At 60.2% G+C, this 25,776-nt stretch carries 25 protein-coding genes; 9 read left to right on the plus strand and 16 right to left on the minus strand.

Annotated elements, in window-relative coordinates:
• Window positions 1–144: 144 nt before the first annotated feature.
• From ACN0SC_RS10935 to dgcN, 3 genes are read right to left on the minus strand one after another with little or no spacing between them, the layout of a single operon-like run.
• Window positions 145–1,005, minus strand: coding sequence for a D-amino-acid transaminase (locus ACN0SC_RS10935; protein ID WP_417249713.1), 861 nt, complete (start codon window positions 1,003–1,005; stop codon window positions 145–147).
• Window positions 1,006–1,025: 20 nt separating this feature from the next.
• A complete protein-coding gene (gene dgcA, locus ACN0SC_RS10940; RefSeq protein ID WP_417249714.1) occupies window positions 1,026–1,991 on the minus strand; it encodes an N-acetyl-D-Glu racemase DgcA in 966 nt (321 codons plus the stop codon).
• Window positions 1,992–2,002: 11 nt separating this feature from the next.
• Window positions 2,003–3,025, minus strand: coding sequence for an N-acetyltransferase DgcN (dgcN, locus tag ACN0SC_RS10945; protein WP_417249715.1), 1,023 nt, complete (start codon window positions 3,023–3,025; stop codon window positions 2,003–2,005).
• Between the two features lie 380 nt (window positions 3,026–3,405).
• Here dgcN and ACN0SC_RS10950 point away from each other — a divergent pair, with 380 nt between their 5' ends.
• Window positions 3,406–4,365, plus strand: coding sequence for an L-malyl-CoA/beta-methylmalyl-CoA lyase (locus ACN0SC_RS10950; protein WP_417249716.1), 960 nt, complete (start codon window positions 3,406–3,408; stop codon window positions 4,363–4,365).
• Window positions 4,366–4,533: 168 nt separating this feature from the next.
• Complete coding sequence (locus ACN0SC_RS10955) at window positions 4,534–5,496, plus strand: acetyl-CoA carboxylase carboxyltransferase subunit alpha (protein WP_417249717.1); 963 nt, start codon at window positions 4,534–4,536, stop codon at window positions 5,494–5,496.
• Between the two features lie 91 nt (window positions 5,497–5,587).
• On the opposite strand, the gene ACN0SC_RS10960 is transcribed toward ACN0SC_RS10955, so the two are convergent.
• The 3 genes from ACN0SC_RS10960 to ACN0SC_RS10970 are packed head-to-tail and all read right to left on the minus strand — an operon-like array spanning window position 5,588 to window position 7,856.
• The gene (locus ACN0SC_RS10960; protein ID WP_417249718.1) at window positions 5,588–6,346 is read right to left on the minus strand and encodes a lysophospholipid acyltransferase family protein; all 759 of its coding nucleotides are present in this window, start codon (window positions 6,344–6,346) and stop codon (window positions 5,588–5,590) included.
• Window positions 6,346–7,245 (minus strand): cell division protein FtsX, encoded by a 900-nt coding sequence (locus tag ACN0SC_RS10965; protein WP_417249719.1) that lies wholly within the window; start codon window positions 7,243–7,245, stop codon window positions 6,346–6,348. The genes ACN0SC_RS10960 and ACN0SC_RS10965 overlap by 1 nt, the downstream gene beginning before the upstream one ends.
• Window positions 7,242–7,856 carry a cell division ATP-binding protein FtsE gene (locus ACN0SC_RS10970; RefSeq protein ID WP_417249797.1) on the minus strand — a complete coding sequence of 205 codons (615 nt, stop codon included), beginning with the start codon at window positions 7,854–7,856 and terminating at the stop codon, window positions 7,242–7,244. Before ACN0SC_RS10970 ends, ACN0SC_RS10965 begins: the two co-directional genes overlap by 4 nt.
• Before the next feature lie 262 nt (window positions 7,857–8,118).
• Between ACN0SC_RS10970 and ACN0SC_RS10975 the strand changes: the two genes are divergently transcribed.
• Window positions 8,119–9,234 carry a zinc-ribbon domain-containing protein gene (locus tag ACN0SC_RS10975; protein ID WP_417249720.1) on the plus strand — a complete coding sequence of 372 codons (1,116 nt, stop codon included), beginning with the start codon at window positions 8,119–8,121 and terminating at the stop codon, window positions 9,232–9,234.
• A gap of 26 nt (window positions 9,235–9,260) precedes the next feature.
• Here ACN0SC_RS10975 and ACN0SC_RS10980 read toward each other — a convergent pair whose 3' ends face one another.
• The 4 genes from ACN0SC_RS10980 to argH are packed head-to-tail and all read right to left on the minus strand — an operon-like array spanning window position 9,261 to window position 14,709.
• Window positions 9,261–11,786, minus strand: a complete 2,526-nt coding sequence (locus ACN0SC_RS10980) for a TIGR02302 family protein (protein WP_417249721.1) — start codon at window positions 11,784–11,786, stop codon at window positions 9,261–9,263.
• A gap of 49 nt (window positions 11,787–11,835) precedes the next feature.
• Window positions 11,836–13,101, minus strand: coding sequence for a diaminopimelate decarboxylase (gene lysA / locus ACN0SC_RS10985; RefSeq protein ID WP_417249722.1), 1,266 nt, complete (start codon window positions 13,099–13,101; stop codon window positions 11,836–11,838).
• A 52-nt stretch (window positions 13,102–13,153) separates the two neighbouring features.
• Window positions 13,154–13,321, minus strand: a complete 168-nt coding sequence (locus tag ACN0SC_RS10990; protein WP_417249723.1) for a hypothetical protein — start codon at window positions 13,319–13,321, stop codon at window positions 13,154–13,156.
• On the minus strand, window positions 13,318–14,709 hold the full coding sequence (argH, locus tag ACN0SC_RS10995) for an argininosuccinate lyase (RefSeq protein WP_417249724.1): 1,392 nt from the start codon (window positions 14,707–14,709) through the stop codon (window positions 13,318–13,320). Before argH ends, ACN0SC_RS10990 begins: the two co-directional genes overlap by 4 nt.
• A 13-nt stretch (window positions 14,710–14,722) precedes the next feature.
• Between argH and ACN0SC_RS11000 the strand changes: the two genes are divergently transcribed.
• Entirely contained in the window at window positions 14,723–15,283 is a 561-nt protein-coding gene (locus ACN0SC_RS11000) for a TlpA disulfide reductase family protein (RefSeq protein ID WP_417249725.1), read from the plus strand.
• A gap of 43 nt (window positions 15,284–15,326) precedes the next feature.
• Here ACN0SC_RS11000 and ACN0SC_RS11005 read toward each other — a convergent pair whose 3' ends face one another.
• Complete coding sequence (locus ACN0SC_RS11005; RefSeq protein WP_417249726.1) at window positions 15,327–16,628, minus strand: PAS domain-containing protein; 1,302 nt, start codon at window positions 16,626–16,628, stop codon at window positions 15,327–15,329.
• A 316-nt stretch (window positions 16,629–16,944) separates the two neighbouring features.
• On the opposite strand from ACN0SC_RS11005, the gene ACN0SC_RS11010 reads away from it, so the two are divergent.
• The 4 genes from ACN0SC_RS11010 (at window position 16,945) to ACN0SC_RS11025 (ending at window position 20,847) form a co-directional block, all read left to right on the plus strand.
• Window positions 16,945–17,742, plus strand: a complete 798-nt coding sequence (locus tag ACN0SC_RS11010) for an EAL domain-containing protein (RefSeq protein ID WP_417249727.1) — start codon at window positions 16,945–16,947, stop codon at window positions 17,740–17,742.
• A gap of 166 nt (window positions 17,743–17,908) precedes the next feature.
• On the plus strand, window positions 17,909–19,084 hold the full coding sequence (locus ACN0SC_RS11015; protein ID WP_417249728.1) for an acetyl-CoA C-acetyltransferase: 1,176 nt from the start codon (window positions 17,909–17,911) through the stop codon (window positions 19,082–19,084).
• Between the two features lie 78 nt (window positions 19,085–19,162).
• A complete protein-coding gene (gene phbB, locus ACN0SC_RS11020; RefSeq protein ID WP_417249729.1) occupies window positions 19,163–19,885 on the plus strand; it encodes an acetoacetyl-CoA reductase in 723 nt (240 codons plus the stop codon).
• Window positions 19,886–19,983: 98 nt separating this feature from the next.
• Window positions 19,984–20,847: a DMT family transporter gene (locus tag ACN0SC_RS11025; RefSeq protein WP_417249730.1), complete on the plus strand. Its 864-nt coding sequence runs from the start codon at window positions 19,984–19,986 to the stop codon at window positions 20,845–20,847.
• Window positions 20,848–20,864: 17 nt separating this feature from the next.
• Here the strand turns inward: ACN0SC_RS11025 and ACN0SC_RS11030 are convergent, their stop codons facing one another.
• From ACN0SC_RS11030 to ACN0SC_RS11040, 3 genes are all read right to left on the minus strand, one after another.
• Window positions 20,865–21,032, minus strand: a complete 168-nt coding sequence (locus tag ACN0SC_RS11030; RefSeq protein WP_417249731.1) for a YdcH family protein — start codon at window positions 21,030–21,032, stop codon at window positions 20,865–20,867.
• A 143-nt stretch (window positions 21,033–21,175) separates the two neighbouring features.
• A complete protein-coding gene (locus ACN0SC_RS11035) occupies window positions 21,176–21,934 on the minus strand; it encodes a tRNA1(Val) (adenine(37)-N6)-methyltransferase (protein ID WP_417249732.1) in 759 nt (252 codons plus the stop codon).
• Complete coding sequence (locus ACN0SC_RS11040) at window positions 21,931–22,149, minus strand: DUF2007 domain-containing protein (protein ID WP_417249733.1); 219 nt, start codon at window positions 22,147–22,149, stop codon at window positions 21,931–21,933. Before ACN0SC_RS11040 ends, ACN0SC_RS11035 begins: the two co-directional genes overlap by 4 nt.
• Window positions 22,150–22,212: 63 nt before the next feature.
• Here ACN0SC_RS11040 and ACN0SC_RS11045 point away from each other — a divergent pair, with 63 nt between their 5' ends.
• Window positions 22,213–23,211: a polyprenyl synthetase family protein gene (locus tag ACN0SC_RS11045; RefSeq protein ID WP_417249734.1), complete on the plus strand. Its 999-nt coding sequence runs from the start codon at window positions 22,213–22,215 to the stop codon at window positions 23,209–23,211.
• A 3-nt stretch (window positions 23,212–23,214) separates the two neighbouring features.
• Here ACN0SC_RS11045 and ACN0SC_RS11050 read toward each other — a convergent pair whose 3' ends face one another.
• Together ACN0SC_RS11050 and ACN0SC_RS11055 are read right to left on the minus strand one after the other, a co-directional pair.
• On the minus strand, window positions 23,215–24,048 hold the full coding sequence (locus tag ACN0SC_RS11050; RefSeq protein ID WP_417249735.1) for a 4-(cytidine 5'-diphospho)-2-C-methyl-D-erythritol kinase: 834 nt from the start codon (window positions 24,046–24,048) through the stop codon (window positions 23,215–23,217).
• Window positions 24,038–25,741: a tetratricopeptide repeat protein gene (locus ACN0SC_RS11055; protein ID WP_417249736.1), complete on the minus strand. Its 1,704-nt coding sequence runs from the start codon at window positions 25,739–25,741 to the stop codon at window positions 24,038–24,040. Before ACN0SC_RS11055 ends, ACN0SC_RS11050 begins: the two co-directional genes overlap by 11 nt.
• Window positions 25,742–25,776: the final 35 nt, after the last annotated feature.

Genomic DNA, 25,776 nt, shown 5'->3' on the forward strand with positions numbered 1-25,776 from the left:
ACCCAACACGCGACTTCCTTCCGTTTGCTCCAAATGATTTTCGCCGGGATGGGCGAAAGAGCAACGAGAGGCTCGATCACGCCGTCACAAAGAAACCGCCCGCGTCGCAAGACACGGGCGGCTTTGACATTCTGGACTGTCCGATCAGATCGCGGCGGCGGTCATCTCGGCAGTGTAAATCTCGCGCAGGCGCTTGGAGATGTTGCCGGGAACACCCGAACCAATCTGCGCACCGTCGATCTCGATCACTGGCTGGCAGAAGCCCGTAGCGGAGGTCACGAAGGCTTCGTCAGCCTCTTGCGCTTCGGCGATGGTAAAGGGGCGCTCCTCAATCTTCATCTGCGCCTCTTTCGCAAAACGCAGGATCGCTGCGCGAGTGATCCCGTGCAGGATGTCGTTGCTAAGCTGGCGGGTGATGATCGTGCCATCCTTGACGATATAGGCGTTGTTCGCCGTGCCCTCGGTCACAAAACCGTCCTCGACGAGCCACGCGTCCTGTGCGCCCTGCTTCTTGGCCTGCATCTTCGCATAGGACGGGTAGAGAAGTTGGGTCGTCTTGATGTCGCGGCGGCCCCAGCGCTCATCAGGCAGGGAGACAACCTTGATCCCCTCGTCCATCACCTTGCTGTCCACCAGCGGCTTGGAGAAGGTGAAGAGCACGATGCCGCAAGGCACTTCCTCGGGATCAGGCCACGCGAAGTCGCGCTCGGTCGGCGCACCGCGTGTGATCTGGAGGTAGATGCCGCCCTCGTCGAGATTGTTACGGGTGATCAGCTCGCGGTGGATGGCGAGCAATTCGTCCATCGTGACGGGCGGGACCATGTCCAACTCGCGCATCGAACGCTGAAGACGCGTGGCGTGACCGTCGAAATCGACGATCTTCCCACCGATCACTGATGTCACCTCGTAGACCGCATCGGCCATCAGGAACCCGCGATCAAAAACCGAAACCTTGGCGTCCGCCGCGGCCACGTAGTCTCCGTTTACGTAAACGATCTGGCTCATTTCGGTCTCCTTTCTCGGGGTCATCCCCATAGTTTTGCGACAGGCGGATGAACGCCCTTTGCGTCAAATGTTAAAGCGTGGGGACGGTCTTCGGCCAAAAGCAGGGGGCCGTCAAGGTCCACGATTGCCGCGCCTTGTGCGATCAAAGTGGCGGGAGCCATGGCCAGTGAGGAGCCGACCATACAGCCGACCATGATCCCGTAGCCCTCCGCAATCGCCGCACCGCGCAGCTTGAGCGCCTCCGTCAGTCCACCCGTTTTGTCGAGCTTGATATTGACCATGTCGTATTTGCCCTTGAGTGCAGGCAGGGACGCGCGGTCGTGGCAACTCTCGTCGGCGCAGACGGGCAACGGGCGCTCGATCTCCGCAAGCATGTCGTCTTCACCTGCGGGCAGGGGCTGCTCCACGAGCTCGACGCCGAGCCGCACGAGATGGGGGGCGAGATCGGCATAAACCTCTGCCGTCCATCCCTCATTGGCGTCCACGATGATCCGCGATTTCGGAGCGCCGCGTCGCACGGCCTCCAGTCGAGGCATGTCGTCAGGGGTGCCTAGTTTGATTTTCAACAGGGGCCGCGCCGCGTTCTTCGCCGCCGCGCGTTCCATCGCGTCGGGTTCACCGAGCGAGAGCGTGTAGGCCGTTATCTGCGGCACGGGCGCGGGCAAGCCCGCGAGTTCCCAAACACGTTTTTCCGCCTGCTTCGCCTCCAGATCCCAAAGCGCACAATCCACGGCATTGCGTGCCGCGCCAGCGGGCAGCGCATCTTGCAGCGCCGCACGTGTGATGTCGTCGGGAAGGGCCGCGATTTGCTCCGTGACGCTGTCGAGTGTTTCGTCGTAGCGAGCATAGGGCACACATTCGCCCCACCCCGTCACGCCATCGCGAGAGACACGCACGGTCAGAACCTTCGCCTCGGTCCGCGATCCGCGCGAGATGACGAAGGCCTCCGCCAGTGCGAATGCCTCCGCTGAAACTGTAATGGTCATATTCGCCCCCGTTACTGCGCTGCGAGGGCGTTATGCTTTCCCACGAGCGCATCCACAAGTCGGCCCGCGCCATCACGGAATGGATCGACGGTGGGAAGCCCCATCTCCGCTTCGACCTTCGCAATGTAGGTCCGCGCGTCTTCCTCGCTCAAGTGCTGGGTGTTCACCGAAATACCTACGACTTCACAGGCAGGGTTGGCCCAGCGAGCCAGAGGCAGCGCCGTGTCGCGCAGCGCCTGAAGCGTCGGCACATCATAGTCGGGCAGACCGCGCATATGGTCACGGGTCGGCTCATGGCACAGGATCAGCGCATCAGGTTGGCCGCCGTGAATGAGCGCCATGGTGACGCCAGAATAGGAAACGTGGAACAGGCTCCCCTGCCCCTCGATCATGTCCCAATGGTCCTCATCATTGTCAGGCGTCAGATACTCGATCGAACCCGCCATGAAGTCCGCAACCACAGCGTCGAGCGGCACACCATCGCCCGTAATCAGGATACCTGTCTGACCCGTTGCGCGGAACGAAGATTTCTCCCCACGCGCCTTCATCTCTTTATCCATCGCCAGAGCGGTATACATCTTGCCCACGGAACAATCGGTGCCCACAGCGAGGCAGCGTTTGCCTGTCCGCTTCACACCTGTCGCAATGGGGTAGTCGACGGAGGGCACGCGCACGTCATGCAACTGGCGCCCGCAGGCTTCGGCCACGGCGGCAAGGTCCGCCTCGTCGCGCAGCAGATTGTGCAAGCCGCTGGCCAGATCGAAGCCCTCTTCGAGCGCGGCGACCAAAACCTTTTTCCACGCGGGGCTGATCACGCCACCACGGTTTGCCACGCCGATCACCAACGTCTTTGCCCCTGCCGCTTTCGCCGCTTTGAGGTCCATATCAGGCAGACCCATATCGGCCTTGCACCCTTCCATACGGAATTGACCCAAAGCGTATTCAGGTCTCCAATCCTTGATCCCTTGCGCAACTTTAGCGGCGAGTTGATCGGGGGCGTCTCCGAGGAAAAGCAGATACGGCGTCTCAATCATGGCAGTTCTCCTGAATGCGTTTTCGCACGCAGGATGCCGCACCCTCGACGCAAGGTGCTTTCACTTATGGTGCTCTGAGAGCTCTTTACGGGAGATTATCCCGAAATATGGCGTCTTTGTGGGTAAATCTACCACGCAAAGCAATCCAGTCCTCGAATCCCATCTGTCAGATGGGATAGGCTGGAATGACTCCGTTTTCACGCAAAGCCACGATCACCTTCCAACGGGTTTCCACAAAATCCACAATACAGCCCCTCCCTTGTTCATGATCACATTGCAAATTTCTGCATGCGCGAAATCGCATGTTGCAAATGCAAACGCAAGATTATAACAATCCGACAACCAATGTAGAAACATCATTACCGAAGGGAACCTAGCCCATGTCCTTCCGCCTGCAACCTACCCCACCCGCACGACCGAACCGCTGCCAGCTCTTCGGCCCCGGATCGAACACCAAGCTCTTCCCGAAGATGGCTGCCTCCGAGGCCGATGTGATCAACCTCGATCTTGAGGACAGCGTCGCCCCCTCCGACAAGGACGCCGCGCGCGCCAATGTTATCGAAGCAATCAGCACCATTGACTGGGGGACGAAGACGCTGTCCGTGCGTATCAATTCGCTCGACACGCCCTACTGGTATCGCGATGTGGTCGATCTTCTTGAACAGGCGGGCGAACGGTTGGACCAAATCATGATCCCGAAAGTGGGCTGCGCCGAGGACGTTTACGCGGTGGACGCGCTCGTCACCGCCATTGAGCGCGCCAAGGGGCGGGAAAAGAAAATCGCCTTCGAGGCCATCATCGAAAGCGCCGCAGGCATCGCGCATGTCGAGGAAATCGCGGCAAGCTCGCCGCGCATGGAAGCAATCAGCCTCGGCGCTGCCGACTTCGCCGCCTCCATGGGGATGCAAACAACGGGGATCGGCGGAACGCAGGAGAACTACTACATGCTCCACGGCGACACGCGCCATTATTCTGACCCCTGGCATTGGGCACAGACCGCCATCGTCGCTGCCTGTCGCACGCATGGGCTTTTGCCCGTCGACGGCCCGTTCGGGGACTTCTCCGACGACGAGGGCTACCGCGCCCAAGCCCGCCGCTCGGCTACGCTTGGCATGGTTGGGAAATGGGCAATCCACCCCAAACAGATCGCGCTGGCCAACGAGGTCTTCACCCCGTCCGAGGCCGCGGTTGCCGAAGCCCGCGACATCCTTGCTGCCATGGAACAGGCAAAGGCCAACGGCGAGGGCGCGACAGTCTACAAGGGGCGGCTCGTCGATATCGCCTCGATCAAACAGGCAGAAGTGATCGTCGCTCAGGCCGAGTTGATCGCAGGCCACTAGCGCCGCCGACACGCATAATAGGACCCACTCTCGACGCATCCGTCGGCGTGATCCCGCAAAACGCATCAAACCGCGAGGCTCCACAAGCCCCGCGGTTTCGTGCAATGCACGTTGCGAAGCGGCGCCAAAATCGCCATATACGGGGGAAACCACGCTTCGGAGCATTCTATGACCAACTATCTCGAATTCGAAAAACCCCTCGCGGAAATCGAAGGCAAAGCCGAAGAACTGCGTGCGCTTGCGCGCGCCAACGAAGAGATGGATGTCGAAAAGGAGGCCGCCGCCCTCGACAAGAAGGCCGCGAAAATGCTTGAGGATCTATACAAAGACCTCACACCGTGGCGGAAATGTCAGGTCGCGCGCCACCCCGACCGTCCGCATTGCAAAGACTACATCGAGGCGCTCTTCACCGAGTTCACCCCGCTTGCAGGCGACCGCAATTTCGCCGACGACCATGCCGTTATGGGCGGTCTGGCGCGGTTCAATGACCGCCCCGTGGTCGTGCTGGGTCAGGAAAAAGGCCACGACACCAAAAGCCGCATCGAGCGCAACTTCGGCATGGCCCGCCCTGAAGGGTATCGTAAGGCAGTGCGCCTGATGGAACTGGCTCACAAATTCGGCCTGCCTGTGATCGCGCTGGTCGACACGCCCGGCGCCTACCCTGGCAAAGGGGCGGAGGAGCGCGGCCAATCCGAAGCCATTGCGCGCGCCACCGAAAAATCCCTCGAACTCGGCGTGCCCGTCCTGTCGGTCATCATCGGTGAGGGCGGATCGGGTGGCGCAGTTGCCTTCGCCGCAGCCAACAAGGTCGCGATGCTGGAGCATTCGGTCTACTCGGTGATCTCGCCCGAGGGCTGTGCGTCGATCCTGTGGAAAGATGCAGAGAAGATGCGCGAGGCCGCCGAAGCACTTCGCCTGACCGCGCAGGATCTCCACAAACTCGGCGTCATTGACCAGATCATCCCCGAACCCCTCGGAGGCGCGCAACGAAACCGCGAAGCCACGATTGCGGCCGTGGGCACGGCGCTTGAATCCATGCTCGCCCCACTGGCCAAAAAGAAGCCCGCGACCCTCGTCAAAGAGCGCCGGAAGAAATTTCTCAACATCGGCTCAAAGGGGTTGGCGGCCTAAGCCGCGATCACACCCGAGACACGAAAAAGGCGACCCAAACGGGTCGCCTTTTGCTTTGGGTTGGGCGCGCAAATTCCGCCCGTGATTTCCTCTATTGCGCCGCGTCCCGTCCATCGAGGGACGGCAACACAAATCCCGCCTCCGCCATGAGCGCATTGGATTTCGCTTCGACCTCGTCCTCAAGACGCGCCATGAACGCCTTGATCTCCAACCCCTGCTCGATCCGAGGCAGAAACTCGACCACGGCCAACCCGCGTCCGCGGTATATCCCGTGCCGTTTCCAGAAAACCCCGACATTGGTCGCCGCAGGCACGCAGGCCTGACCTGTCTGCTCGTAAAGCACACCCGCGCCGACTTTGTAGGGCTTCTGAGCCCCCGCCGCGACACGCGTGCCTTGCGGGAAGATGATCAACTGACCGGGCATCGCCGCGCCAGACCGCACATCCGCCACCATCTTGCGCACGGCCTGCCCCCGCTTGCCACGATCGACGGGAATGCAGCCGATCCGCTTGGCATAGAAGCCCACAATCGGCGTCCAGAGTATCTGCTTTTTCATGATGAATTTCGGGCGCGGCACCGCGGAGGTGATCAGGATGATGTCAAAGAAGCTCTGGTGCTTGGAGGCGATAATCACCTCATCGGTCGGCACTTCACCACGAATTTCCGACCGCAGCCCCACCAGCATTCGCGCGGAGAACCGCACCCAATTGCAATAGGTATGCACCGCTGTGAATGCCATGTCGCGTTTGAAGAAAACCATCGGCGTGAAGAAGATCGCCAGAACGACCATCGCGACATACATCTGCACGACGAAAATCAGGGAAAGCACCCATTGGATCGGGTAGGGCATTAGCTCAACCTCCGAAGCGCCTGAACGGCGGCAATGCGTGTCGCGGCGTAGGCGACCAATGCGGCGAGCGGCGGGATGACCAGCGGCCAGAGCCAATCAAGCCCTTGAAACCCTAGCCCCGTGAGAAAGCCGCCCTCAATCTGCGCTTCGGGCAGAAGCGCAATCGCCACCGCGCCGAAGAAGGTGCCAACAATCGCGCCCGTGAACCCGCGCAGGGTAAAACGCCGCACGAAGGCGCGGGCAACGTAGCGATCCGTCGCGCCAACAAGACGCAGGACGCGGATCACCTGACCATTGGCCGCCAGAGCGGCGTTGGCCGCCAGCGTAATCATACCCGCCGTCACCACGCCGATCAGAACCAGCGAGATCAGGCCCAGAAAACGCAGACGATCAGCGGCCTTGATCAGTGGACGCCGCCAGCGCGAGTGATCGTCGAGCACCGCACCAGGCGCCTCGCCAGCCAGTCGCAGTCGCAAGCTTTCGGCATCGTAACCCTCATCGGTTTCGATCACCTCGATCATCGCGGGCAGCGGCAGCTCTTCCACAGGAAGGGACGGGCCGAACCACGGCTCCAAAAGCGCGCGCTGCTCCTCGGCCGTTATCTCTCGCGCCCGCGCCACGCCTGGCGTGGTGTCGAGCACCTCAAGCGCGGCCTCAACTTGTGCGGTAACCTGTTCTTGCGGAGCGGAAATGCGAACCGTGGACGCTCTTGCCAATTCGCTGCCCCATTGGTCGGCCAACCGCCCTGTCGCAATCGACAGTGCCATGGCAAAGACCGCCAGAAACGCCATTGCCGCGGAGGTGATCACCGTCAGTTGTGCCGTCGAACCAGAGGGTGGCACAACGCGATCATGCGCGCCTTCGTCACCTCTCAGGAATGGCAGGAGAACACGTTTCACAGATCCACCCCCGCCTGTTGAATACGTCGGTTGTCGATGCGCAGAACCCGCGCAGCGACCTGTCCCTTCGCAGCGCGGATCAGGCCAAGGTCATGCGTCGCGATCACCACGGTCTTACCCATGCGGTTCAGCTCGACCAAGAGCTGCAACAGTCGCATCGACATGTCCCAATCCACGTTACCCGTCGGCTCATCGGCGATAATCACATCCGGCGACATGATCACAGCACGAGCCAGCGCCGCACGCTGCCGCTCCCCGCCCGACAATTCGGGAGGACGGGCGCCGACCTGCTCCGCCAAACCAACCCATTGCAGCAGATCGCCAAGGTCTTGCTCAACGATCGGACGATCCGAAACCGTCAGTGGAAGCGCAACATTCGCGCGCAGGTCGAGATGGTCGAGAAACTGGCAATCCTGATGCACCACGCCGATCTTGCGACGCAGATGCGCCACGTCATCACGCTCTAGCGTGCGCGTGTCCTGACCGAAGATCGTCACCCGCCCTGCCGTGGGTTGAAGTTCGTGGTAGCACAGCTTGAGAAAGGTTGTTTTGCCCGCGCCCGACGGCCCCGTCAGGAAGTGGAACGATCCTGGCGCGAGCGTCAGGGTCATCTCCGTGAGAAGCTCCTGCCCCCCGTAGCCATACGCTGCATCGTGAAACTCAATCACCTTGAACCCCTGCTCGTAAAATGCCTAAACGTCGTTCCGTTTTGGCTCCGATACGCCCCTGCTATTCGCGACAGTTTTGCCTCACCACCGAGAGTGATTCAATCGAACTAACCCAAAATCATGGACAATCCCATCTCATTCGTTAACCTTTTGGGAAAACACAAAGGCTATACCACGGCACAGAAGTATCGTGGACGGGGATTTTATGCGGTTAAACTGTCCGAATTGCGACGCGCAATACGAAGTTGACGAGAAGGTCATTCCTGAGCAGGGACGCGATGTTCAGTGCTCTAACTGTGGCCACACGTGGTTCCAGCGTCCCGCCCACCTCGATCATGAAACGGCGGCCGAACAGGGCGTCGAGTTGACCGCTGACGACGGGGAACTGGATATTCCTCAGGCCGAAGAGGCCGCGCCCCACGAAAGCGACACGTCCATCGAGGCGGCATCGGCGACGGATACACCCGACATAGCAAGTGCCCCCGCCTTCTCTCATGACGATGACATTGAGGACGTGCGCGCGGAGATTTCCGAAGCGCTTGATACTGATGACAGCGCCTCCGATGACGCGGACGACGCCGCGATTGCCGAAGCGGTTGCCGCATTTGCCTCCGACGCGGAAGCGGATCAGAGCGAGGCATCGCCTTTTGCCTCTGAGCAGGCGCAAGACGACACCTTCGACGAAGCGGAAGAATACGAGGATGAAGCCGACGACTTCGAACCCGCGACGGGTGCGAAACCAGCGACCACGATCAGCGACGACATTCGCGACATCCTGCGCGAAGAGCGGGAGTTCAGCGCCCCTGCTGCCTCCACTGACACGCTCGAAAGCCAACCCGATCTCGGCATCGACAACGCCGCGGCAGATGGCGATGCAGGGCAAGGTCTGCGCGAGAAAATGGCGCGTCTGCGCGGACTGGACCCGTCATCCGATCCCGCATTGATCGCAGGGGCCGCGCACGGCAAACGCCGCGACCTCCTACCCGATATCGAAGAGATCAACTCCACCCTCAGCGCAACGTCCGAGCGTGACCCCGACGGCACCGTTCCAGACGAAGAAACTCTCCGCACACGCGAGCGCAGCAGTTTCCGCCGCGTATTCATACCGCTCGTAGTAATCGCCATCGCGCTGGTGGTGCTTTATATGTTCGCACCCACGATTGCCGAGAAGGTGCCCGCACTGGCTGGCACAATGGAGGCTTATGTAACGGCGGCCAATGGCTTCCGCACGGGGCTTGATGGCGTGATGGCGCAGCTATCGGATAGTCTTGACGGCCTGCTCTCGAGCCTCACATCAGGGGCCGAGGCCGCCTCCGAATAACGCGCCCTTTCTGACGGCCCCTTAATTCAGAACCGGTCGAGCAACCGTTCCAGATAATCGCGCTCTTCTTCGGGGCGCGATTGTTCGGCGGAGCGGCGACGGATCTCTTCCAAAAGCTCTTCGGCACGGCGATAGACATCCTCGCCCTGCGCAAATTCATCGTCAGTGCCGAATTGCCCTGTGTCGCCAGGAGAGCGCCCGAGCGGGTCGCGCCGTTCGGATCCGCTGTTCAGGCCGCCAGCACGACCCTGCTGTGCATCGCCATCCTGCTCGCCATTCTGCGCCATTTGCTCACCAAGCTGGCGCATACCCTCACGCAGCGACTCCATCGCTTCGGCCTGACTGTCGAGCGCGCCTGACAGATCTCCCTCGCGAAGCGCCTGTTCAGCATCATCCATCGCGCGATCTGCCTCATCCAGCGCCTCACCAATAGCCTCTCCGTTCGGCCCGCTAGGAATAGACCCGCGCTGACGCTGCAACTCGCGGCGAAGTGCCTCTTGTCGGTCGGCCAGATCACCGCGATCAAGTTGCCCGTCGCCCTGCTCATTCGCGTTGCCCTGTTGTTGACCATCCTGCTGTTGACCGTTCTGTTGCTCGCCGTCCTGTTGCTGACCTTGCTCGCCGCCGAATTCCTCATTGAACTGGTTTTGCAGGTCCGAGAAGGTGTCGTCGTTCAACTCCTGCTGGTCGCGCAGCATGTCCTGCATTCCCTGCATCGCGGGACCACCATCGCCACCCTGACCGTCCTGCGACTGGGAGACTTGCATGTTTTCGAGCATCTGGTTGAGCAGATCCATGAGTTGCTGTGCCTCGGCCATGCGGCCTTGCTCCATCAACTCCTGAATGCGATCCATCATCTCCTGCAACTGGTCGCCCGTCATCTCAATTGTCTCGCCGTTGTCAGGCTGGTCGGCACCTTCGCCGTCCTCCCCCTGCTGCTCGGCAAGCTGCTGGAGATAGTCGCGGGTCGCTTCGCGCAATTCGTCCATCAGTTTCGCAATCTCTTCTTGCGATGCTCCGTCCCGCATTGCCTGTTGCAGACGCTCCTGCGCGCGGCGCAGACGCTCCAGTGCCTCCTTGAGTTCGCCGTCCTCCAGTTCGACCGCAAGATCCCACAACTCCGTGGCAATCTCATCGACCAGCGCATCGGGCATAGGCTCTGGGCGACTCTCCAGCTTTGCGATCACTGCCCGAAGCCTGCGGATCAGCGCGGGATCGTCGATCACCTCTTCGGGCTGGTAGCTCACCGCCCGCAACACCTGCGCATTGCGGGTCGCGTTTGCACGGTTCCAAAGAAGCTCGCGCCGCACGTCGATCAAAGCCGCCGCAAGCGGATCGAAAAACCGCCGCCCTGGCAAGATCGCTTCGCCGAGCGCCTCGTTGCTCGCTTGCCCCGTGGCGTCATAGGCCGTGAGTGAGAGCATCACGGGCAGGCCTGAAAACGGGTGCAGTGAGAAATTCTCGGCGAACACGCCCTCGATCTCAGTCCGATCTCCCGTTCGCGGCAAAACCACATTTACCTCAAGGGGCGCGCGCAGTTCGGGATCAACGACAAAGCCATAGCGGCGTACAACGGCATCCAGATCACGCTCGATGGTCATCACCGCACGCACCACGCCGAAATCATCGGTAAGACGGAAATCCTGTCGTGTCTCACCGCTTGCCGCGCGCGTCATCTCACCCACAAGCTCCGCCGTGGGGCGCTCATCGGGCACGAGAGCCACGTTGTAGAGACGCCCCGACGGTCCGTCGATCTCGATCTGACCCGCCTGCTGCACTGCGAAATCCGTGGCTGCACTGGTCTCGTCCCCCGAAACAGTTTCGCGGATTTCCAACGCGGGGCCATCCTCACCGACGCCGTAGAGGCGCAGGGTCACTTCGGAGCCCTTTGGCGCATCAAAGCGGTCATCAAGATCGGCCATGTAAAGAGTAGGTTTGCCCGTGTGGCGCGGCGGCGTGATCCAGCCTTCCCAGATCGCCCCCATTGCAATCTCGTCACCTGTCGAGCCGCGCACCACGGTCTGCGCACGTTCAACGGAGCCGAAGAGGACACCCATTCCCAAAATGCAAAGCGCAACAAGACGAAGGCCATATGGATCGCGCGGGGACAACTCGGGATCGGGCGGCACGGGGGCGGCATCGGCCACGCGCGCGGCCATTCGCTCCATATGAGCGGCCCAAAGCGCATCACTCGCCTCCGCGCCCTGCCCCGTGGCCTGGGTATCCGACAGGGCCTGCAACGGGCGGCCTTTGAGGCGGGCATCGACCCGCGCGACAACCTCCGCCTCACGCGGCAGAACGAAAGCGCGCACCCCAAGAATCAAACTGGCCAATGCGGCAACGCCGACCGCAACTGACACCGCCAGAAGCACCCAGTCACCAAGGCGCTCGTGAACGCCCAGAAGGATCAGGCCAGAAGCCGCAAATACAATAGAGAAGAAGGGCCAGAACGCCTGTGCCGCACGTTCGTAAATCATCCCCCAACGGGTCACGCCAAGCGTGGTCCGCAGCCGCCTGTGCAGCCAGTCAGGGAGATCGGTGTTCAGATGCATCGGTCCTTCCGTTCGTGACCGTCACGCATCGCGGCACCCCGCGACAACCTCAAAGCCACTCAGGAATGGTATCGCGGTTTATCATCTCGTCAAAGGTCGGACGCGCGCGAATGACAGCGAATTGATCGCCGTGGACCAGAACTTCGGGAATGAGCGGGCGCGAATTGTATTCCGACGCCATCACCGCCCCGTAAGCACCCGCCGAGCGGAAGGCCACGAGATCACCCGATGCCAGCGGCGGCATATTGCGCGCTTTGGCGAATGTATCGCCCGTTTCGCACACGGGACCAACGATATCGACGGGGTGCTGATCCACCGCCGCCTCTGCCTCGACCACAGAAACGATGTCGTGGTGCGCGTCATACATCGACGGGCGCACAAGGTCATTCATCGCCGCGTCGACAATCAGGAAATCGCGCCCTTCGCCATTCTTGAGGTAGATCACCGAAGACACCAGAATCCCCGCGTTCCCCGAAATCAAGCGGCCCGGCTCAATCTCGACTTCGCAGCCCAGATGACCGACGGTCTCCTTGATCACCTCGCCATATTCCAGTGGCAAGGGCGGCGCGTCATTGGAACGCTCGTAAGGAATGCCCAAGCCACCACCAAGATCAAGCCGGCGGATGTTGTGGCCATCGGCGCGCAGGGCTTCCGTGAGTTCGGCCACCTTGGTGAAGGCCAGACGGAAAGGCTCCAACTGTGTCAGTTGCGACCCGATATGCACATCAATCCCGACCACGTCGATGCCATCCATCGCAGCCGCACGCGCATAGACCTCGCGACAGGTAGCAATCGGAATGCCAAACTTGTTCTCGCTCTTGCCCGTGGCGATCTTGGCATGGGTTTTCGCGTCCACGTCAGGGTTCACGCGAAGCGCAATCGGCGCGGTCACACCGAGAGAGATGGCCACCTCGTTGAGCGCCTCCAGTTCGGGTTCACTCTCGACATTGAACTGACGGATACCGCCCTCAAGCGCTACGCGCATCTCGTCGCGGGTCTTGCCCACGCCCGAAAAGACAATGCGGTCCCCAGACACGCCCGCGGCCTTCGCCTTGAGATATTCGCCCATAGACACCACGTCGATGCCTGCACCCATCTCGCCCAATAGCTTGAGCACCGCGAGGTTGGAGTTGGATTTCATCGCGAAGCACACGAGGTGATCCATACCCTCCAACGCCTCGTCGAAAAGGTGGAAGTGACGGGTCAGGGTCGCGGTTGAATAGACGTAAAACGGCGTACCGACCGCCGCAGCAATGTCGGTCACGGGAACGTCTTCGGCGTGCAGCACACCGTCGCGATAAAGAAAATGATCCATGTGGACAGGCCCTCGGGGTCACGGCGCGCCCCGATGCTTGGGGCTGCAAAACTCAGTTAGCGGGGAAGGTGATCCCGATCTGCGTGTTGGTGTAAGCACCCGTGCTGGAATTCACACCAAAGGTCTGCTTCCCCGTCACCACGGGTTTGCTCGGTTCGCCATCGACGCCACACCCAACGAGCAGCCCCAGCGACATCAAAGTAATTGCAAAACGGATCATCCCAACACCTCTTTCCAGCGAGCGATTTGCGCACGCACCTGTGAGGGAGCCGTGCCACCATAGCTTGTGCGCGACTTGACGGAATTTTCAACCGTCAACACGTCGAACACGCCGATTGTGATGGCCGCGTTTACCGATTGCATCTCTTCAAGCGATAAATCAGGCAGATCGCAGCCCTTCTCCTCGGCCATCGCCACAAGCGCGCCCGTGACGTGATGGGCCTCGCGGAACGGCATTCCCGCCTCGCGCACCAACCAGTCGGCCAGATCGGTCGCCGTCGAGAAACCGCTTGCCGCCGCCGCACGGAGGTTATCAACATTAGCGTTCATGTCCGATACCATCCCCGTCATCGCAGCGAGTGCGAGCATGAGGTTGTCTGCGGCGTCAAAGACCTGTTCCTTGTCTTCCTGCATGTCCTTGGAATAGGCCAGCGGCAGCCCCTTCATCACCGTGAAGAGTGCGACCATCGCCCCCATGATGCGTCCCACTTTCGCGCGGATCAACTCGGCGGCGTCAGGGTTTTTCTTCTGCGGCATGATCGACGAACCTGTCGAGAAGCGATCGGACAGGGTGACGAATTTGAACTGCGCCGAGGACCAGATCACCAGCTCCTCGGAGAAACGGCTCAGGTGCATCGCCGCAATCGAGGCACAGGACAGGAACTCCAGCGCGAAGTCACGGTCGGCCACGGCATCGAGCGAGTTAGCTGTCGGGCGGTCGAACCCAAGTGCCTCCGCAGTTGCATGGCGGTCGATCGGGAAGCCCGTACCGGCGAGCGCCGCCGACCCCAGCGGGCTTTCATTCATCCGTGCCCGCGCGTCCTTGAACCGAGACATGTCACGACCAAACATCTCGACATAGGCCATCATGTGATGCCCCCACGTGACGGGCTGCGCGGTCTGGAGATGGGTAAAGCCCGGCATAACCCAATCTGCACCGGCCTCGGCCTGAGCGATCAATGCACGGATCAGAGCTTCAAGCCCGTCAATCGCCGCGTCGATCTGTTCACGGGTCCAGAGTTTGAAATCGGTCGCGACCTGATCGTTGCGCGAACGCGCCGTGTGCAAACGACCTGCGGGCTCCCCGATGATCTCCTTGAGCCGCGCCTCGACGTTCATATGGATATCTTCGAGCGCCGTGGAAAATTCGAACGTGCCGCCCTCGATCTCTGACAATACCGTGAGAAGCCCTTCCCGAATGGTCTCGGCATCGTTAGCTTCGATGATACCCTGTTGGGCGAGCATCTGCGCATGTGCGCGGGAGCCGGCAATATCTTGAGACGCGAGCCGCTTGTCGAAACCGATAGAGGCGTTTATCGCTTCCATGATCGCGTCGGGTCCGGCCGCAAAACGCCCGCCCCACATCGCATTGGATTTCTTGTCACCCATGGACCTGTCCCGCATGTTGAAAAATCTTGTTGCCGCCACCCTCTACACGGCCCTCGGCCTCTGTGCAATTCCCGCCAGCGCGGCGGACAAGGCAACGCTCGACGCGTTGCGCACGGGAGATATGAAAAAACTGGCCGTTCACAGCACGCCCGAAGCGGTCTCCGACGAGGGTTTCACCACCTTTGACGGCGCGCCACTCGCGCTTGCGGACTACCGTGGCGATGTGGTGTTGCTGAACTTCTGGGCCACGTGGTGTGCGCCATGCCGACACGAAATGCCCGCCCTTGACGCGCTCGCGGAACATTTTGAAGGGCGCGGGGTTCATGTCCTGCCTGTAGCGACAGGCCACAACCCCAAACCTGCGATCGAACGATTCTTCGAAGAAGCCGAAATCGCGCATCTTGAAACGGCACTGGACCCGAAAAGCACATTGGCCCGCGACATGGCCGTGCTTGGCCTGCCCGTGACGGTGATCATTGATCGCGACGGAAACGAAGTTGCGCGCTTGCAAGGCGACGCGGATTGGGCCTCCGATGCCGCAATCGCCATTCTCGAAACAGTTGCCGCCGAGTAACAGCGGCGCGCAGCCCTGACGTAGCCGCAACCTCGTTACCAGTCTATTTCAACAAAGCGGCCGCCCCGCGCGGACGGTCGTCATTTGCCCTTCCGTCAAGGGATCGCGGAATTGAAGCCTCGACCAAAGCCTTCACAGTGTCTGAGTTGTACATGATGCGCTCCAACGTCTCTTCGATATCGGCGTGAAATCGGTCCAACTGGGTGATCACGGGGGTCAATGCGGTAGAGTTCGATCCCAGCCGCCCCGCCTCGACGCGGCAAAGCACGCGGATCGAATCGAGCCCCGTCACCATTTGCTTGAGGTCTTTGGCAGAAAGCGCCAGTTGGGAAATATCACTATAGACCGCGCTTAGCATGTCCGCCGCCTGACGGGCGTAGCTATCAAACAGGTCGGTCAGAAGCGGTAGCTCCTCAGCAAACCTGTTGCTTTCCTTGCCTGCCTTCATGTCCTGCTCCGCCACATCACGCACTTCGCGTTGCACACGCGTGGTCGCCGTCAGGAACAATGCGTGGAATACACGATCCAGAATGGACGTGGACAGGTTTGTCTCCCCGCCCTCCGCCAGAAACACACCAAGGTGCTCGGTCACTTCGCTCGACATCAGGCGGTAGTTTTGCGAGATCGCAGATATCGGCCCACCCGCAGGTTCAAGCCGCGAAGCCACGATCCGCATATTCGATGGGACGCCACGGATTGCATCGAAGGCAGCAAAGAGGGCCCGCTGATCTTCGTCGATCTTGCGCAATTCAGGCAACAGATCCCTAAGACTGCGCAGACGCGGGTCATCAGGTTGGCCCAACCCGTGATCGCGCGCGATGACTTCATTAGCAATGGCAAAAGAAGAAAAGGCCGCATAGGTCCGATACCCAAGGTCGCGGAGCCCGCCCTCAATGCGCGCAGCACTTTGTGCAGGCGTAAGATTATCCGCCATCTCCGCCGCACGCGCCTCGAAGTAGGCGGCGCGCACGGTATCCAGTAGAGGAGACGTGGGTTTGAACCGCACGGAGAGATAGCCTCCCTCAACGGGCGACACGACCGCAAAGACCCAATAGTAGCGGCCGTCCTTCGCCCTGTTCTTCACATAGGCCCCCGTCGGCAAACCCCTTTTGATACGGTCCCAGAGAATGTGGAACACGCCACTGGGCATATCAGGATGGCGAATGATCTTGTGTGGTGCATTCAGTAATTCGTCCCAACTGTATCCGGAAATGCGTCGGAAGACATCGTTGCCCGCTTGGATCACGCCGCGCTCGTCCGTACGCGAGAAGAAGACCTCGGATATGTCGAAGGGCATCTCGTCGCTCGACCCTACATAACTTGTCGTTGGAGATTGAATGTTCATCGCTCACCTTCAGTTCATCATCGACGAGACCTAACCGCTGCACTCTTTCGATTCGGTTAATGCAGCGTTCGATTCGAGGCGGGTTGTGACAAACCCTTTCCCTGCGGCGACAGATGCGTAATCAGTAAAACTCTTCACAAATTCCGCCGATCTTTTGCGGTTTTCTAGAGAATCCCGCCCTTTACGATTCTTCCTAAAATTCCCGACAAACTTGGCAATTAACCCGCTGTTTAGGCTCTCCATCCAAGATCCGAAGTGGCCGGACCAGAAACCAACAAGGGTGTGCAATATGAACTACAGTTTCCCAGGGAGCGAAATGGACTCTCCACTCTCCGCAGCGATTGCGGAGCGTGACAAGAATACGCTGGACATGGTCAGATCCGCCATTCGTAAGAAACAGGTTTTGCTTGCCTTCCAACCTGTTGTGCAATCCGTGCGCCCCGACCGCCCCGCTTTCTACGAAGGTCTGATCCGCGTCCTTGACGATCAGGGACGGGTGATCCCCGCGCGCGAGTTTATCGACACGGCGGAGACGACCGAAACGGGGCGTCTACTAGACTGTCTCGCCTTGGAACTGGGGCTGGAAACATTGCGCGACAATCCTGAATTGCGGTTGTCGATCAACATGTCGGCGCGCTCCATCGGGTATCAGCGCTGGAATGACACGCTGGAAACCTTTCTTGATGTGGACGAAACCATAGGCGAACGCCTCATTTTGGAGATTACCGAAGGATCGGCCATGATCATGCCTGACCTCGTGACGGTTTTCATGAAGCGACAACAAGCGAATGGAATTTCCTTCGCGCTTGACGACTTCGGCGCGGGTTACACGGCATTCCGGTATCTCAAGGATTTCTATTTCGACTTGATCAAGATTGACGGGGCGTTCATCCGTGGCATCGCGGACAACCCTGACAACCAAATCCTCGTGGAGGCGCTTTTGTCCGTGGCGCGTCATTTCGATATGTTCACCGTCGCGGAATACGTCGAGACTGAACAAGACGCCGCCTACCTGCTTTCCGTTGGGGTCGACTGCCTTCAGGGCCATTACTTTGGCGCGGCGACGATTGACCCACCTTGGCGTCAAAAGGCCGCGGCACAAATGGCAGGATAGCGGAATAACCAGCGATTTATCGCTAACATTTCGGCAACATTCGCCCGCTACGGTTGATTATGCTGCGCGCGCACAATAGAGCTTTGAGCGATAGAGACGCAATAAAGTTGCGTATCGCGACTTGTTTAGGCAGTCTCTTGACAGGTTCAATCTGGAGTCAGCCACCATGACCAATGTCGTAATCGCTTCCGCCGCCCGTACTGCCGTTGGTAGTTTCTCGGGTTCTTTCGCAAACACCCCCGCCCACGAGTTGGGCGCGACAGTGCTCGAAGCGCTTGTCGAACGCGCGGGCATCGAGAAAGGCGAAGTATCCGAGACCATTCTCGGTCAAGTCCTCACAGGCGGTCAGGGCCAAAACCCCGCCCGTCAGGCGCACATCCTCGCGGGTCTCGCACAGGAATCTGCCGCATGGGGCATCAATCAGGTCTGCGGATCTGGCCTGCGCACGGTTGCCCTCGCCACGCAGCACATCCTGCTGGGTGACGCCGATATCGTTTGCGCGGGCGGTCAGGAAAACATGTCCATGTCCCCCCACGTCGCCAACCTGCGCGCGGGTCACAAAATGGGCGACATGAAGTTCATTGACTCGATGATCAAGGACGGCCTTTGGGACGCATTCAACGGCTACCACATGGGTATCACCGCCGAGAATGTCGCCAATCAGTGGGAGATCTCCCGCGAACAGCAGGACGAATTCGCCCTCGCGTCCCAGAACAAAGCCGAAGCCGCGCAGAAGGCGGGCAAGTTTGACGACGAAATCGTCCCTTTCACCGTGAAGACCCGCAAAGGTGAGACCATCGTCGACAAAGACGAATACATCCGCCACGGCGCAACGCTCGAAAGCCTGCAAAAGCTGCGCCCCGCTTTCGATCGCGAAGGCTCCGTCACCGCGGGCAACGCTTCGGGTATCAATGACGGCGCGGCGGGCGTTCTCCTGATGAGCGCTGAAAACGCCGCCAAACGCGGCATCCAACCGCTCGCACGGATCGCATCCTACGCAACCGCGGGTCTCGACCCCGCGATCATGGGCGCCGGCCCGATCCACGCCTCAAAGAAGGCGCTCGAAAAAGCGGGCTGGAAAGCCTCCGACCTCGACCTCGTGGAAGCCAATGAAGCCTTCGCTGCGCAGGCCTGTGCGGTGAACAAGGACATGGATTGGGATCCCGCCGTGGTCAACGTCAACGGCGGCGCAATCGCCATCGGCCACCCCATTGGCGCATCGGGTGCGCGCATCCTCAACACCCTGCTCTTCGAAATGCAGCGACGCGACGCGAAAAAAGGTCTTGCGACCCTTTGCATCGGCGGCGGCATGGGGGTTGCTCTCTGCGTCGAACGCGACTAAACATAAAATCCAGTGCGCAATTTTATTGCGCACTGGACGAAATTATATTTTCATAATTGCTCTGTGGAGGAGGAAACCATGGCAAGAGTAGCACTCGTTACGGGGGGATCGCGCGGCATCGGCGCGGCCATTTCCAAGGCGCTCAAAGCGGACGGTTTCACCGTCGCCGCATCTTACGCAGGCAATGACGAAGCAGCGTCCGCCTTCACTGCCGAAACCGGGATCAAGACCTACAAATGGGATGTTGCCGATTACGACGCATCCAAAGCAGGGATCGCACAAGTCGAAGCCGATCTTGGCCCTATCGACGTTGTTGTTGCCAACGCGGGCATCACCCGCGACGCACCCTTCCACAAAATGACGCCCGACCAGTGGAAACAGGTGATCGACACGAACCTCACAGGCGTATTCAACACGGTTCACCCCATCTGGCCAGGTATGCGGGAACGCAAATTCGGTCGCGTTGTGGTCATCTCCTCGATCAACGGTCAAAAAGGCCAGTTCGCACAAGTGAACTACGCCGCGACCAAAGCAGGCGATCTGGGCATCGTCAAATCGCTCGCACAAGAGGGCGCGCGCGCAGGCATCACTGCCAACGCCGTTTGCCCGGGCTATATTGCGACGGAAATGGTTATGGCCGTACCCGAAAAGGTCCGCGAGTCGATCATCAGCCAGATTCCCACAGGACGCCTCGGTGAGCCCGAAGAAATTGCGCGCTGCGTGTCGTTCCTCGTCTCCGACGATGCGGGTTTCATCAACGGCTCGACGATCTCCGCCAACGGCGCGCAGTTCTTCGTCTAGGCTCGGACGCGGGATATCCCGCAAATGAAATTCGGATGGGCCGCTCCTCGGGGCGGCCTTTTTCTTGTCTTCCGCGCCACTTCGCGCTTAATGCGGATATGACCAAACGTAACGCCACTCTCATCGGGTTCACCGCCGTCCTCATGTGGGCACTTCTCGCCCTCTTCACCGTGGGTGCGGTCGAGGTGCCCGCCTTGCAACTGAACGCCATTTGCTTCGCCATCGGCGGGGCCATCGGTGCCGTCTGGACCACTGTCACAGGGCAATGGCGCGCCCTGACACGCGTACCGCTGGGGGTCTACGCCTTCGGAACGGTCGGGCTATTTGGCTACCATTTTCTCTATTTCTCCGCCCTACGGGCCGCGCCACCTGCGGAAGCGGGTCTGATCGCCTATCTTTGGCCGCTACTCATCGTGTTGTTCTCGGGCCTTCTTCCAGGCGAACACCTGCGCCCACTGCACATTCTGGGCGCACTCTTGTCCTTCGCTGGCGCAGCACTTCTCATCGCGCGGGGTGCGGCCTTCTCAGGCGATCACGCTTTGGGCTACATGCTGGCAATCGGCTGTGCGCTAACGTGGTCGGGCTATTCGGTGATCTCGCGGCGCTTCGGATCGGTGCCGAGCCTCTCCGTCACCGTCTATTGTCTTGCCGCAGCCGTGCTCTCAACCGTAGCGCATCTTTGCCTTGAAACCACGACATGGCCTAGCACCAACCTTGGCTGGGCCTCGATGTTTGCTCTCGGTATCGGACCCGTTGGATTGGCATTCTACGTGTGGGATATCGGTGTGAAGCAAGGGAATATCCAGCTTCTGGGAACGGCGTCCTACGCCGCCCCCTTGCTGTCGACTGCCGCTCTTGTCGCGGCAGGGATTGCAGAGCCACAGCTCGTTTTGGCCGCATCCGCAATCCTGATTTCCGTGGGCGCGGCTCTGGCGGCCATCGCAGGCCGACAGAACCGCTGAAGGTTCTGCGTGTCTGGCTAGGACGTCGACAGGCGGGAAATCTCTTCTTTTATGCGCAGTTTCTGCTTTTTGAGTTCAGTGATGCGGAGCGCGTCAGTGCCCGGCGAACGTTGCTCGGCCTCGACGGCTTCGGACAGGGATTGGTGTTTTCTCTTCAGTTCTTCCAGATGCGAACTCAAGCTCATGTCGTCTCCCTTCTGTTAAGTGCGGCTTCCATTGTAAAAGCTACATGACGATTGCAGCATAGAATTCGAGTCGTGTCACGCCCTTGAAAAGTAACAAAGTGACCCTAAGATGGTGCCGCGCGAAATATTGCCAAAGCGTTTAGTCATTTCCACGTAATAGATGCGCCGTTGCGCAAAATTTCAGCAACGCGGGCCGTATAGCTCTCACCGTCGCGCTCGTGGCGCGCTCCAACATGCATGACCAGTGGCGCCTCCATCACCAGATCGGCCCGCCCGCCCTTGCGCGCCTGCACAATGACCAACTGCGCAGCGCGACCTTCGCGGGGCTGGATTGGAAGGATACGGATCGAGCCAAGGCGATCATCGAATGCGCGCAGGAGATCGGCCAATCGGTCAGCGGCCTGAATAAAGGTCACATAGCCCTTCGGCGCGGCGCGGCGCGCGGCAACGTCAACCCAATCGGACAGGGGCGTATCCCCTCCGAGCGCCACATCGCGCCCCGCGTCCCGCGATCCCGTCGAGCGCGTGCGTCGATAGTAGGGCGGGTTGGCGATGACGTGGTCAAAACTCACCTCCCGCAACGCCTGCGGAAGCGCGCGTAAATCCGCCTCGACCACCTCCATCGCCGCGCCATTGGCTGTGACATTCCGACGCGCGAAGGCCGCATATTCGGGCTGGAGTTCGACCCCGGTTATCGTGAGATCAGGCACCCGCGCGGCGAGGCAGAGGCTTGCCGCGCCCGTCCCGCACCCAAGCTCCAGAATGCTCTGACCTTCCTGCGCGGGGCAGGCCGCAGCCAGAAGGACAGGATCGACGCCCGCGCGATACCCCTGTGCGGGCTGGAAAAGCTGAACCCGCCCGCCCAAAAATGCGTCGCAGGTCTCGGATCGAAGGTCGCTCACACGTCCTCCAGTTCAAATCCATTGTCTTTGAGCACAGCCCGCGCGATGAACAAATCCCTATCGGCAACCATAAGGCGGCGCGGCAAAATGCCGATGCTGCCTTCCAATATGCTCGTATGGACGTCCATTTCAAAGCAGTCTATATCCTCCCCCGACAAGAGTGCCTTGGCGAATACGATCTGGGTCGGGTCATTTGTGCGCAGAAGCTGTTTCATACTCTCGATTAAATGGCATGGCGCCATGATTGTCGAGCGGATGAGCATTCGGGATGGAGCAACATGGGTTTGGATAAAGTGACGGACAAACCACACGAACGCCTCGCAGCGTTCCTCGCGCCCGAATTGGCGGACGTCAATGCGTTGATCCGCGAGCGTATGTCCTCGGAACACGCACCGCGCATTCCCGAAGTCACAGCCCATTTGATCGAGGCAGGAGGCAAGCGGCTGCGGCCCATGCTGACACTCGCCTCCGCGAAGGCCTGCGGCTACGATGGCCCCTATCACATCCACCTCGCGGCCACTGTCGAGTTCATTCACACGGCGACGCTTCTGCACGATGATGTCGTTGACGAAAGCGGACAGCGGCGCGGACGGCCAACCGCGAACCTGCTCTGGGACAACAAGTCCTCGGTGCTGGTCGGCGACTACCTTTTCGCCCGCGCGTTCCAGTTGATGACCGATAGCGAGAACATGCGCGTGTTGCGTATCCTGTCGAACGCAGCCGCGACGATTGCCGAGGGAGAAGTGCTTCAACTGACCGCAGCGCAGGATCTCTCCACCACGGAAGACGTCTATTTGCAGGTTGTGCGCGGCAAAACCGCGGCGCTTTTCTCCGCTGCGACACAGGTTGGCGGCGTTCTGGCGGGCGAAAGCGAAGAGGTGATCCAAGGGCTCTTCGACTACGGCGATGCGCTTGGCATCGCTTTCCAGATTGTTGACGACCTGCTCGATTACTGGGGCACGGAGCAAACGGGCAAGAATATCGGTGACGATTTCCGCGAACGCAAACTGACCCTGCCACTGATCAAGGCCGTGGCGAAAGCCGACGCCGACGAGCGCGCCTTCTGGCAGCGCACCATCGCCAAGGGCGATCAGCGCGACGGCGACCTCGACCACGCGATCACGCTGTTGACCGCACACGACACGCTCAACGAGACACGCGATGTTGCGTTGGAATGGGCGGATCGATCAAAGGCTGCACTGAACGCCGTGCCCGATGGCGAGATCAAAACGATGCTTGCCGATATCGCGGATTACGTTGTCGCGCGACTGCGCTAGAGATCATACAGACGGCAAGGTGCTTGCCGATTTCACCCACCACCACGGATTGGCCTCCGCAATATTTCGCGCGGCCTGCTCGGCATTCTCACGGTCTTCAAAGAGGCCAAAACAGGTGGCCCCAGACCCCGACATTCGCACCATCAACACATCAGGCATCAGCGCGAGTGCGGTCAGGGCCGCGCCGATTTCCGGCGCAACCTTGGTCGCGGGCTTTTCGAGATCGTTTCGCTGTGTCGAAAGCCAGTCGGCAAGAGCGATCCCGTCGGGAAACTCTGGCAGGGCTTCAGGCATCGGCGCGTTCTCTTTGTCCGCAAGGCGGGCAAATACCGCAGGAGTCGGAACTTCCACGCGCGGGTTGATCAGCACCATGTGAAGCGCGGGCAAACGGACACGATCCACCAGTTCGCCGACGCCCCTCATTCGTGCAGGCGCGGCACGCATACACACGGGCACATCAGCACCGAGTGACAGGACATCTTCTGCGGAGGCAGGACGTCCCCTGAGCCGAGCCGCCGCCTTCAATGCTGCCGCCGCATCCGCAGACCCCCCCCCGATCCCCGAGGCGGGCGGCAGGCGTTTGTCGAGCGTCATTGCCATAGGCACGCCCGCCATCTCCGCCGCTTTCATCACGAGATTGTCGGGGCCTGTCGGGATACCACCAGCAAAAGGGCCAGTCACCTCAAGGCTGGACACATCCGCCGCTTGCGCTGCGATCTGATCCCCCGCATCGACGAAAACAACCAGACTATCGAGAAGGTGATAGCCATCCGCGCGCTGCCCCGTAACGTGCAGCGTCAGGTTGATTTTAGCAGGTGCAAATAGCTTAACGGTCATTAACAGGGCGTGTAGGCTCTTCGCCCTCTTCGATCAAGACGCGATCAAGACCGATATCCAATTTGCGACGGATACGCTCGGCGTCTTTCTCTTCGGGGTCAAAGGACATAGCACGCTGCCACTGGAACCGCGCTTCGCGCTCGCGCCCGACAGCCCAATACACATCGCCAAGGTGATCGTTGACGATCGGGTCCACAGGCATCAACTCGACCGCGCGTTCCATCGGCGGCAGAGCCTCCTCATAGCGGCCCAGACGGTAAAGCCCCCACGCCAGACTGTCGGTGATATAGCCGTCATTGGGCCGCGCATTCGACGCCCTGCGGATCATGTCCATCGCCTCGTCGAGATTGATTTTCATCTCCAGAAACGAATAGCCAAGATAGTTCAGAACCGAAGGCTGCCCAGGCTCCAGTTCGAGCGCTTTGCGCAAGTCGGCCTCGGCTTTCGGCCATTTCCCTTGACGCTCGTATGCAATGCCGCGCGTGAAGAAGAGTGGCCATTGCGCACGGGTCGGCGTTTCGACGAGATCGATTGCTTTGGTATAGGCCTCAACCGCCTCCTCATGCGCATCCCGACGCCGCAGCGCATCACCAAGGGCTACATGCACATCCGCGATCTGGGGGCGGTTTTTCGACAATTGCGTCAGAACTTCCAACTCGGCATCCTCGCGCCCCGCTTCACGCAGGGTGCGGGCGCGGCCAAGTTCGGCGAGGTGATAGTTGGGGTCATCTGACGACATCTTGGCGTAGACACCCGCCGCGAGTTCGTAGTTTTCCAGCTTTTCAAGAAGCTCCCCGACCAGAAGGATATACTGCGCACGGTCGGGGCGAAGTTCCAACGCCATCTGCGCATAGAGCAGCGTGAAGGCATCGCTTTCACCGGCCGTGAGAGCGAGCGCGACGGCGTAGAACACTTCCGCCAATCCGTCCTGTGCGCTGGAGATTGCGGTCACGGGCAGCCTTTCCCCCGCTTCCAAACGCTCCCGCGTGGAGATCAATTCAGGGTCAGCGGTATCGCCCAGCATGGCATCGAACAACACCAGCGCCTCATTCCCGCGCTCAAGTTGGCTCAGCAACTGCATACGCAACAACAGACTGTCGCGGGTCTGGGCAACGGCATCCTCGGCGAGCAGTTTCTCCGCCGTCTCGAAATCGCCAACCAATGTATAGGCCAGCGCGTTGTTATAGGGGGCAAAGAAGTTGGCGGCGGGTTCATTCTTCACCGCCTGATCAAACCCCTCGAAGGCCGCACCGATATTTCCCTGACCAACCAAGGCCCATGATTTCACGAACTCATCCACCACGGGAGAGATCGCCGCACCCGCCGCATAGGTCTCCAGCACAGCGTCGTAGTTTCCTTCGGCGAACTGGGTGGTGATAAGGGACATGCTTGCCGCCTGATTGGACGGCTCCTGCGCCAGAAGCGCCCGCGCCTGCGCGACATTGCCCGCAAACTCCCCGCGCGACATATTCGCGGCGATAAGCGCCTCAAGCAGTTGCGGATCTTTGGGCGCACTCACAAGTGCACGGGTGGCGTAGTGGCTTAACTCGGTAAAGTCATTTTCAAAGGTCGCCTGTCGCGTGGCCAGATAGGCCCCCGCAGCGACCTCCGCCCGAGCGACCTCTGGGACACTTCCCAATCCGCAAAGGGCCACGACAAGTGCAAACAGTTTCGAGGTATTGCCAGTCTTCACTTAGCCGCTCCTTTTCGATCCAAACGATCTGTTAC

This window comes from Celeribacter sp., from assembly GCF_048261515.1.
Classification (GTDB): Bacteria; Pseudomonadota; Alphaproteobacteria; order Rhodobacterales; family Rhodobacteraceae; genus Celeribacter.

Coding starts and splice junctions, on each gene's coding strand:
- ACN0SC_RS10935 (WP_417249713.1), bottom strand. CDS start 1,005: ATGAGCCAGATCGTTTACGTAAACGGAGACTACGTGGCCGCGGCGGAC.
- dgcA (WP_417249714.1), bottom strand. CDS start 1,991: ATGACCATTACAGTTTCAGCGGAGGCATTCGCACTGGCGGAGGCCTTC.
- dgcN (WP_417249715.1), bottom strand. CDS start 3,025: ATGATTGAGACGCCGTATCTGCTTTTCCTCGGAGACGCCCCCGATCAA.
- ACN0SC_RS10950 (WP_417249716.1), top strand. CDS start 3,406: ATGTCCTTCCGCCTGCAACCTACCCCACCCGCACGACCGAACCGCTGC.
- ACN0SC_RS10955 (WP_417249717.1), top strand. CDS start 4,534: ATGACCAACTATCTCGAATTCGAAAAACCCCTCGCGGAAATCGAAGGC.
- ACN0SC_RS10960 (WP_417249718.1), bottom strand. CDS start 6,346: ATGCCCTACCCGATCCAATGGGTGCTTTCCCTGATTTTCGTCGTGCAG.
- ACN0SC_RS10970 (WP_417249797.1), bottom strand. CDS start 7,856: ATGACCCTGACGCTCGCGCCAGGATCGTTCCACTTCCTGACGGGGCCG.
- ACN0SC_RS10975 (WP_417249720.1), top strand. CDS start 8,119: ATGCGGTTAAACTGTCCGAATTGCGACGCGCAATACGAAGTTGACGAG.
- ACN0SC_RS10980 (WP_417249721.1), bottom strand. CDS start 11,786: ATGCATCTGAACACCGATCTCCCTGACTGGCTGCACAGGCGGCTGCGG.
- lysA (WP_417249722.1), bottom strand. CDS start 13,101: ATGGATCATTTTCTTTATCGCGACGGTGTGCTGCACGCCGAAGACGTT.
- ACN0SC_RS10990 (WP_417249723.1), bottom strand. CDS start 13,321: ATGATCCGTTTTGCAATTACTTTGATGTCGCTGGGGCTGCTCGTTGGG.
- argH (WP_417249724.1), bottom strand. CDS start 14,709: ATGGGTGACAAGAAATCCAATGCGATGTGGGGCGGGCGTTTTGCGGCC.
- ACN0SC_RS11000 (WP_417249725.1), top strand. CDS start 14,723: ATGTTGAAAAATCTTGTTGCCGCCACCCTCTACACGGCCCTCGGCCTC.
- ACN0SC_RS11005 (WP_417249726.1), bottom strand. CDS start 16,628: ATGAACATTCAATCTCCAACGACAAGTTATGTAGGGTCGAGCGACGAG.
- ACN0SC_RS11010 (WP_417249727.1), top strand. CDS start 16,945: ATGGACTCTCCACTCTCCGCAGCGATTGCGGAGCGTGACAAGAATACG.
- ACN0SC_RS11015 (WP_417249728.1), top strand. CDS start 17,909: ATGACCAATGTCGTAATCGCTTCCGCCGCCCGTACTGCCGTTGGTAGT.
- phbB (WP_417249729.1), top strand. CDS start 19,163: ATGGCAAGAGTAGCACTCGTTACGGGGGGATCGCGCGGCATCGGCGCG.
- ACN0SC_RS11025 (WP_417249730.1), top strand. CDS start 19,984: ATGACCAAACGTAACGCCACTCTCATCGGGTTCACCGCCGTCCTCATG.
- ACN0SC_RS11030 (WP_417249731.1), bottom strand. CDS start 21,032: ATGAGCTTGAGTTCGCATCTGGAAGAACTGAAGAGAAAACACCAATCC.
- ACN0SC_RS11040 (WP_417249733.1), bottom strand. CDS start 22,149: ATGAAACAGCTTCTGCGCACAAATGACCCGACCCAGATCGTATTCGCC.
- ACN0SC_RS11045 (WP_417249734.1), top strand. CDS start 22,213: ATGGGTTTGGATAAAGTGACGGACAAACCACACGAACGCCTCGCAGCG.
- ACN0SC_RS11050 (WP_417249735.1), bottom strand. CDS start 24,048: ATGACCGTTAAGCTATTTGCACCTGCTAAAATCAACCTGACGCTGCAC.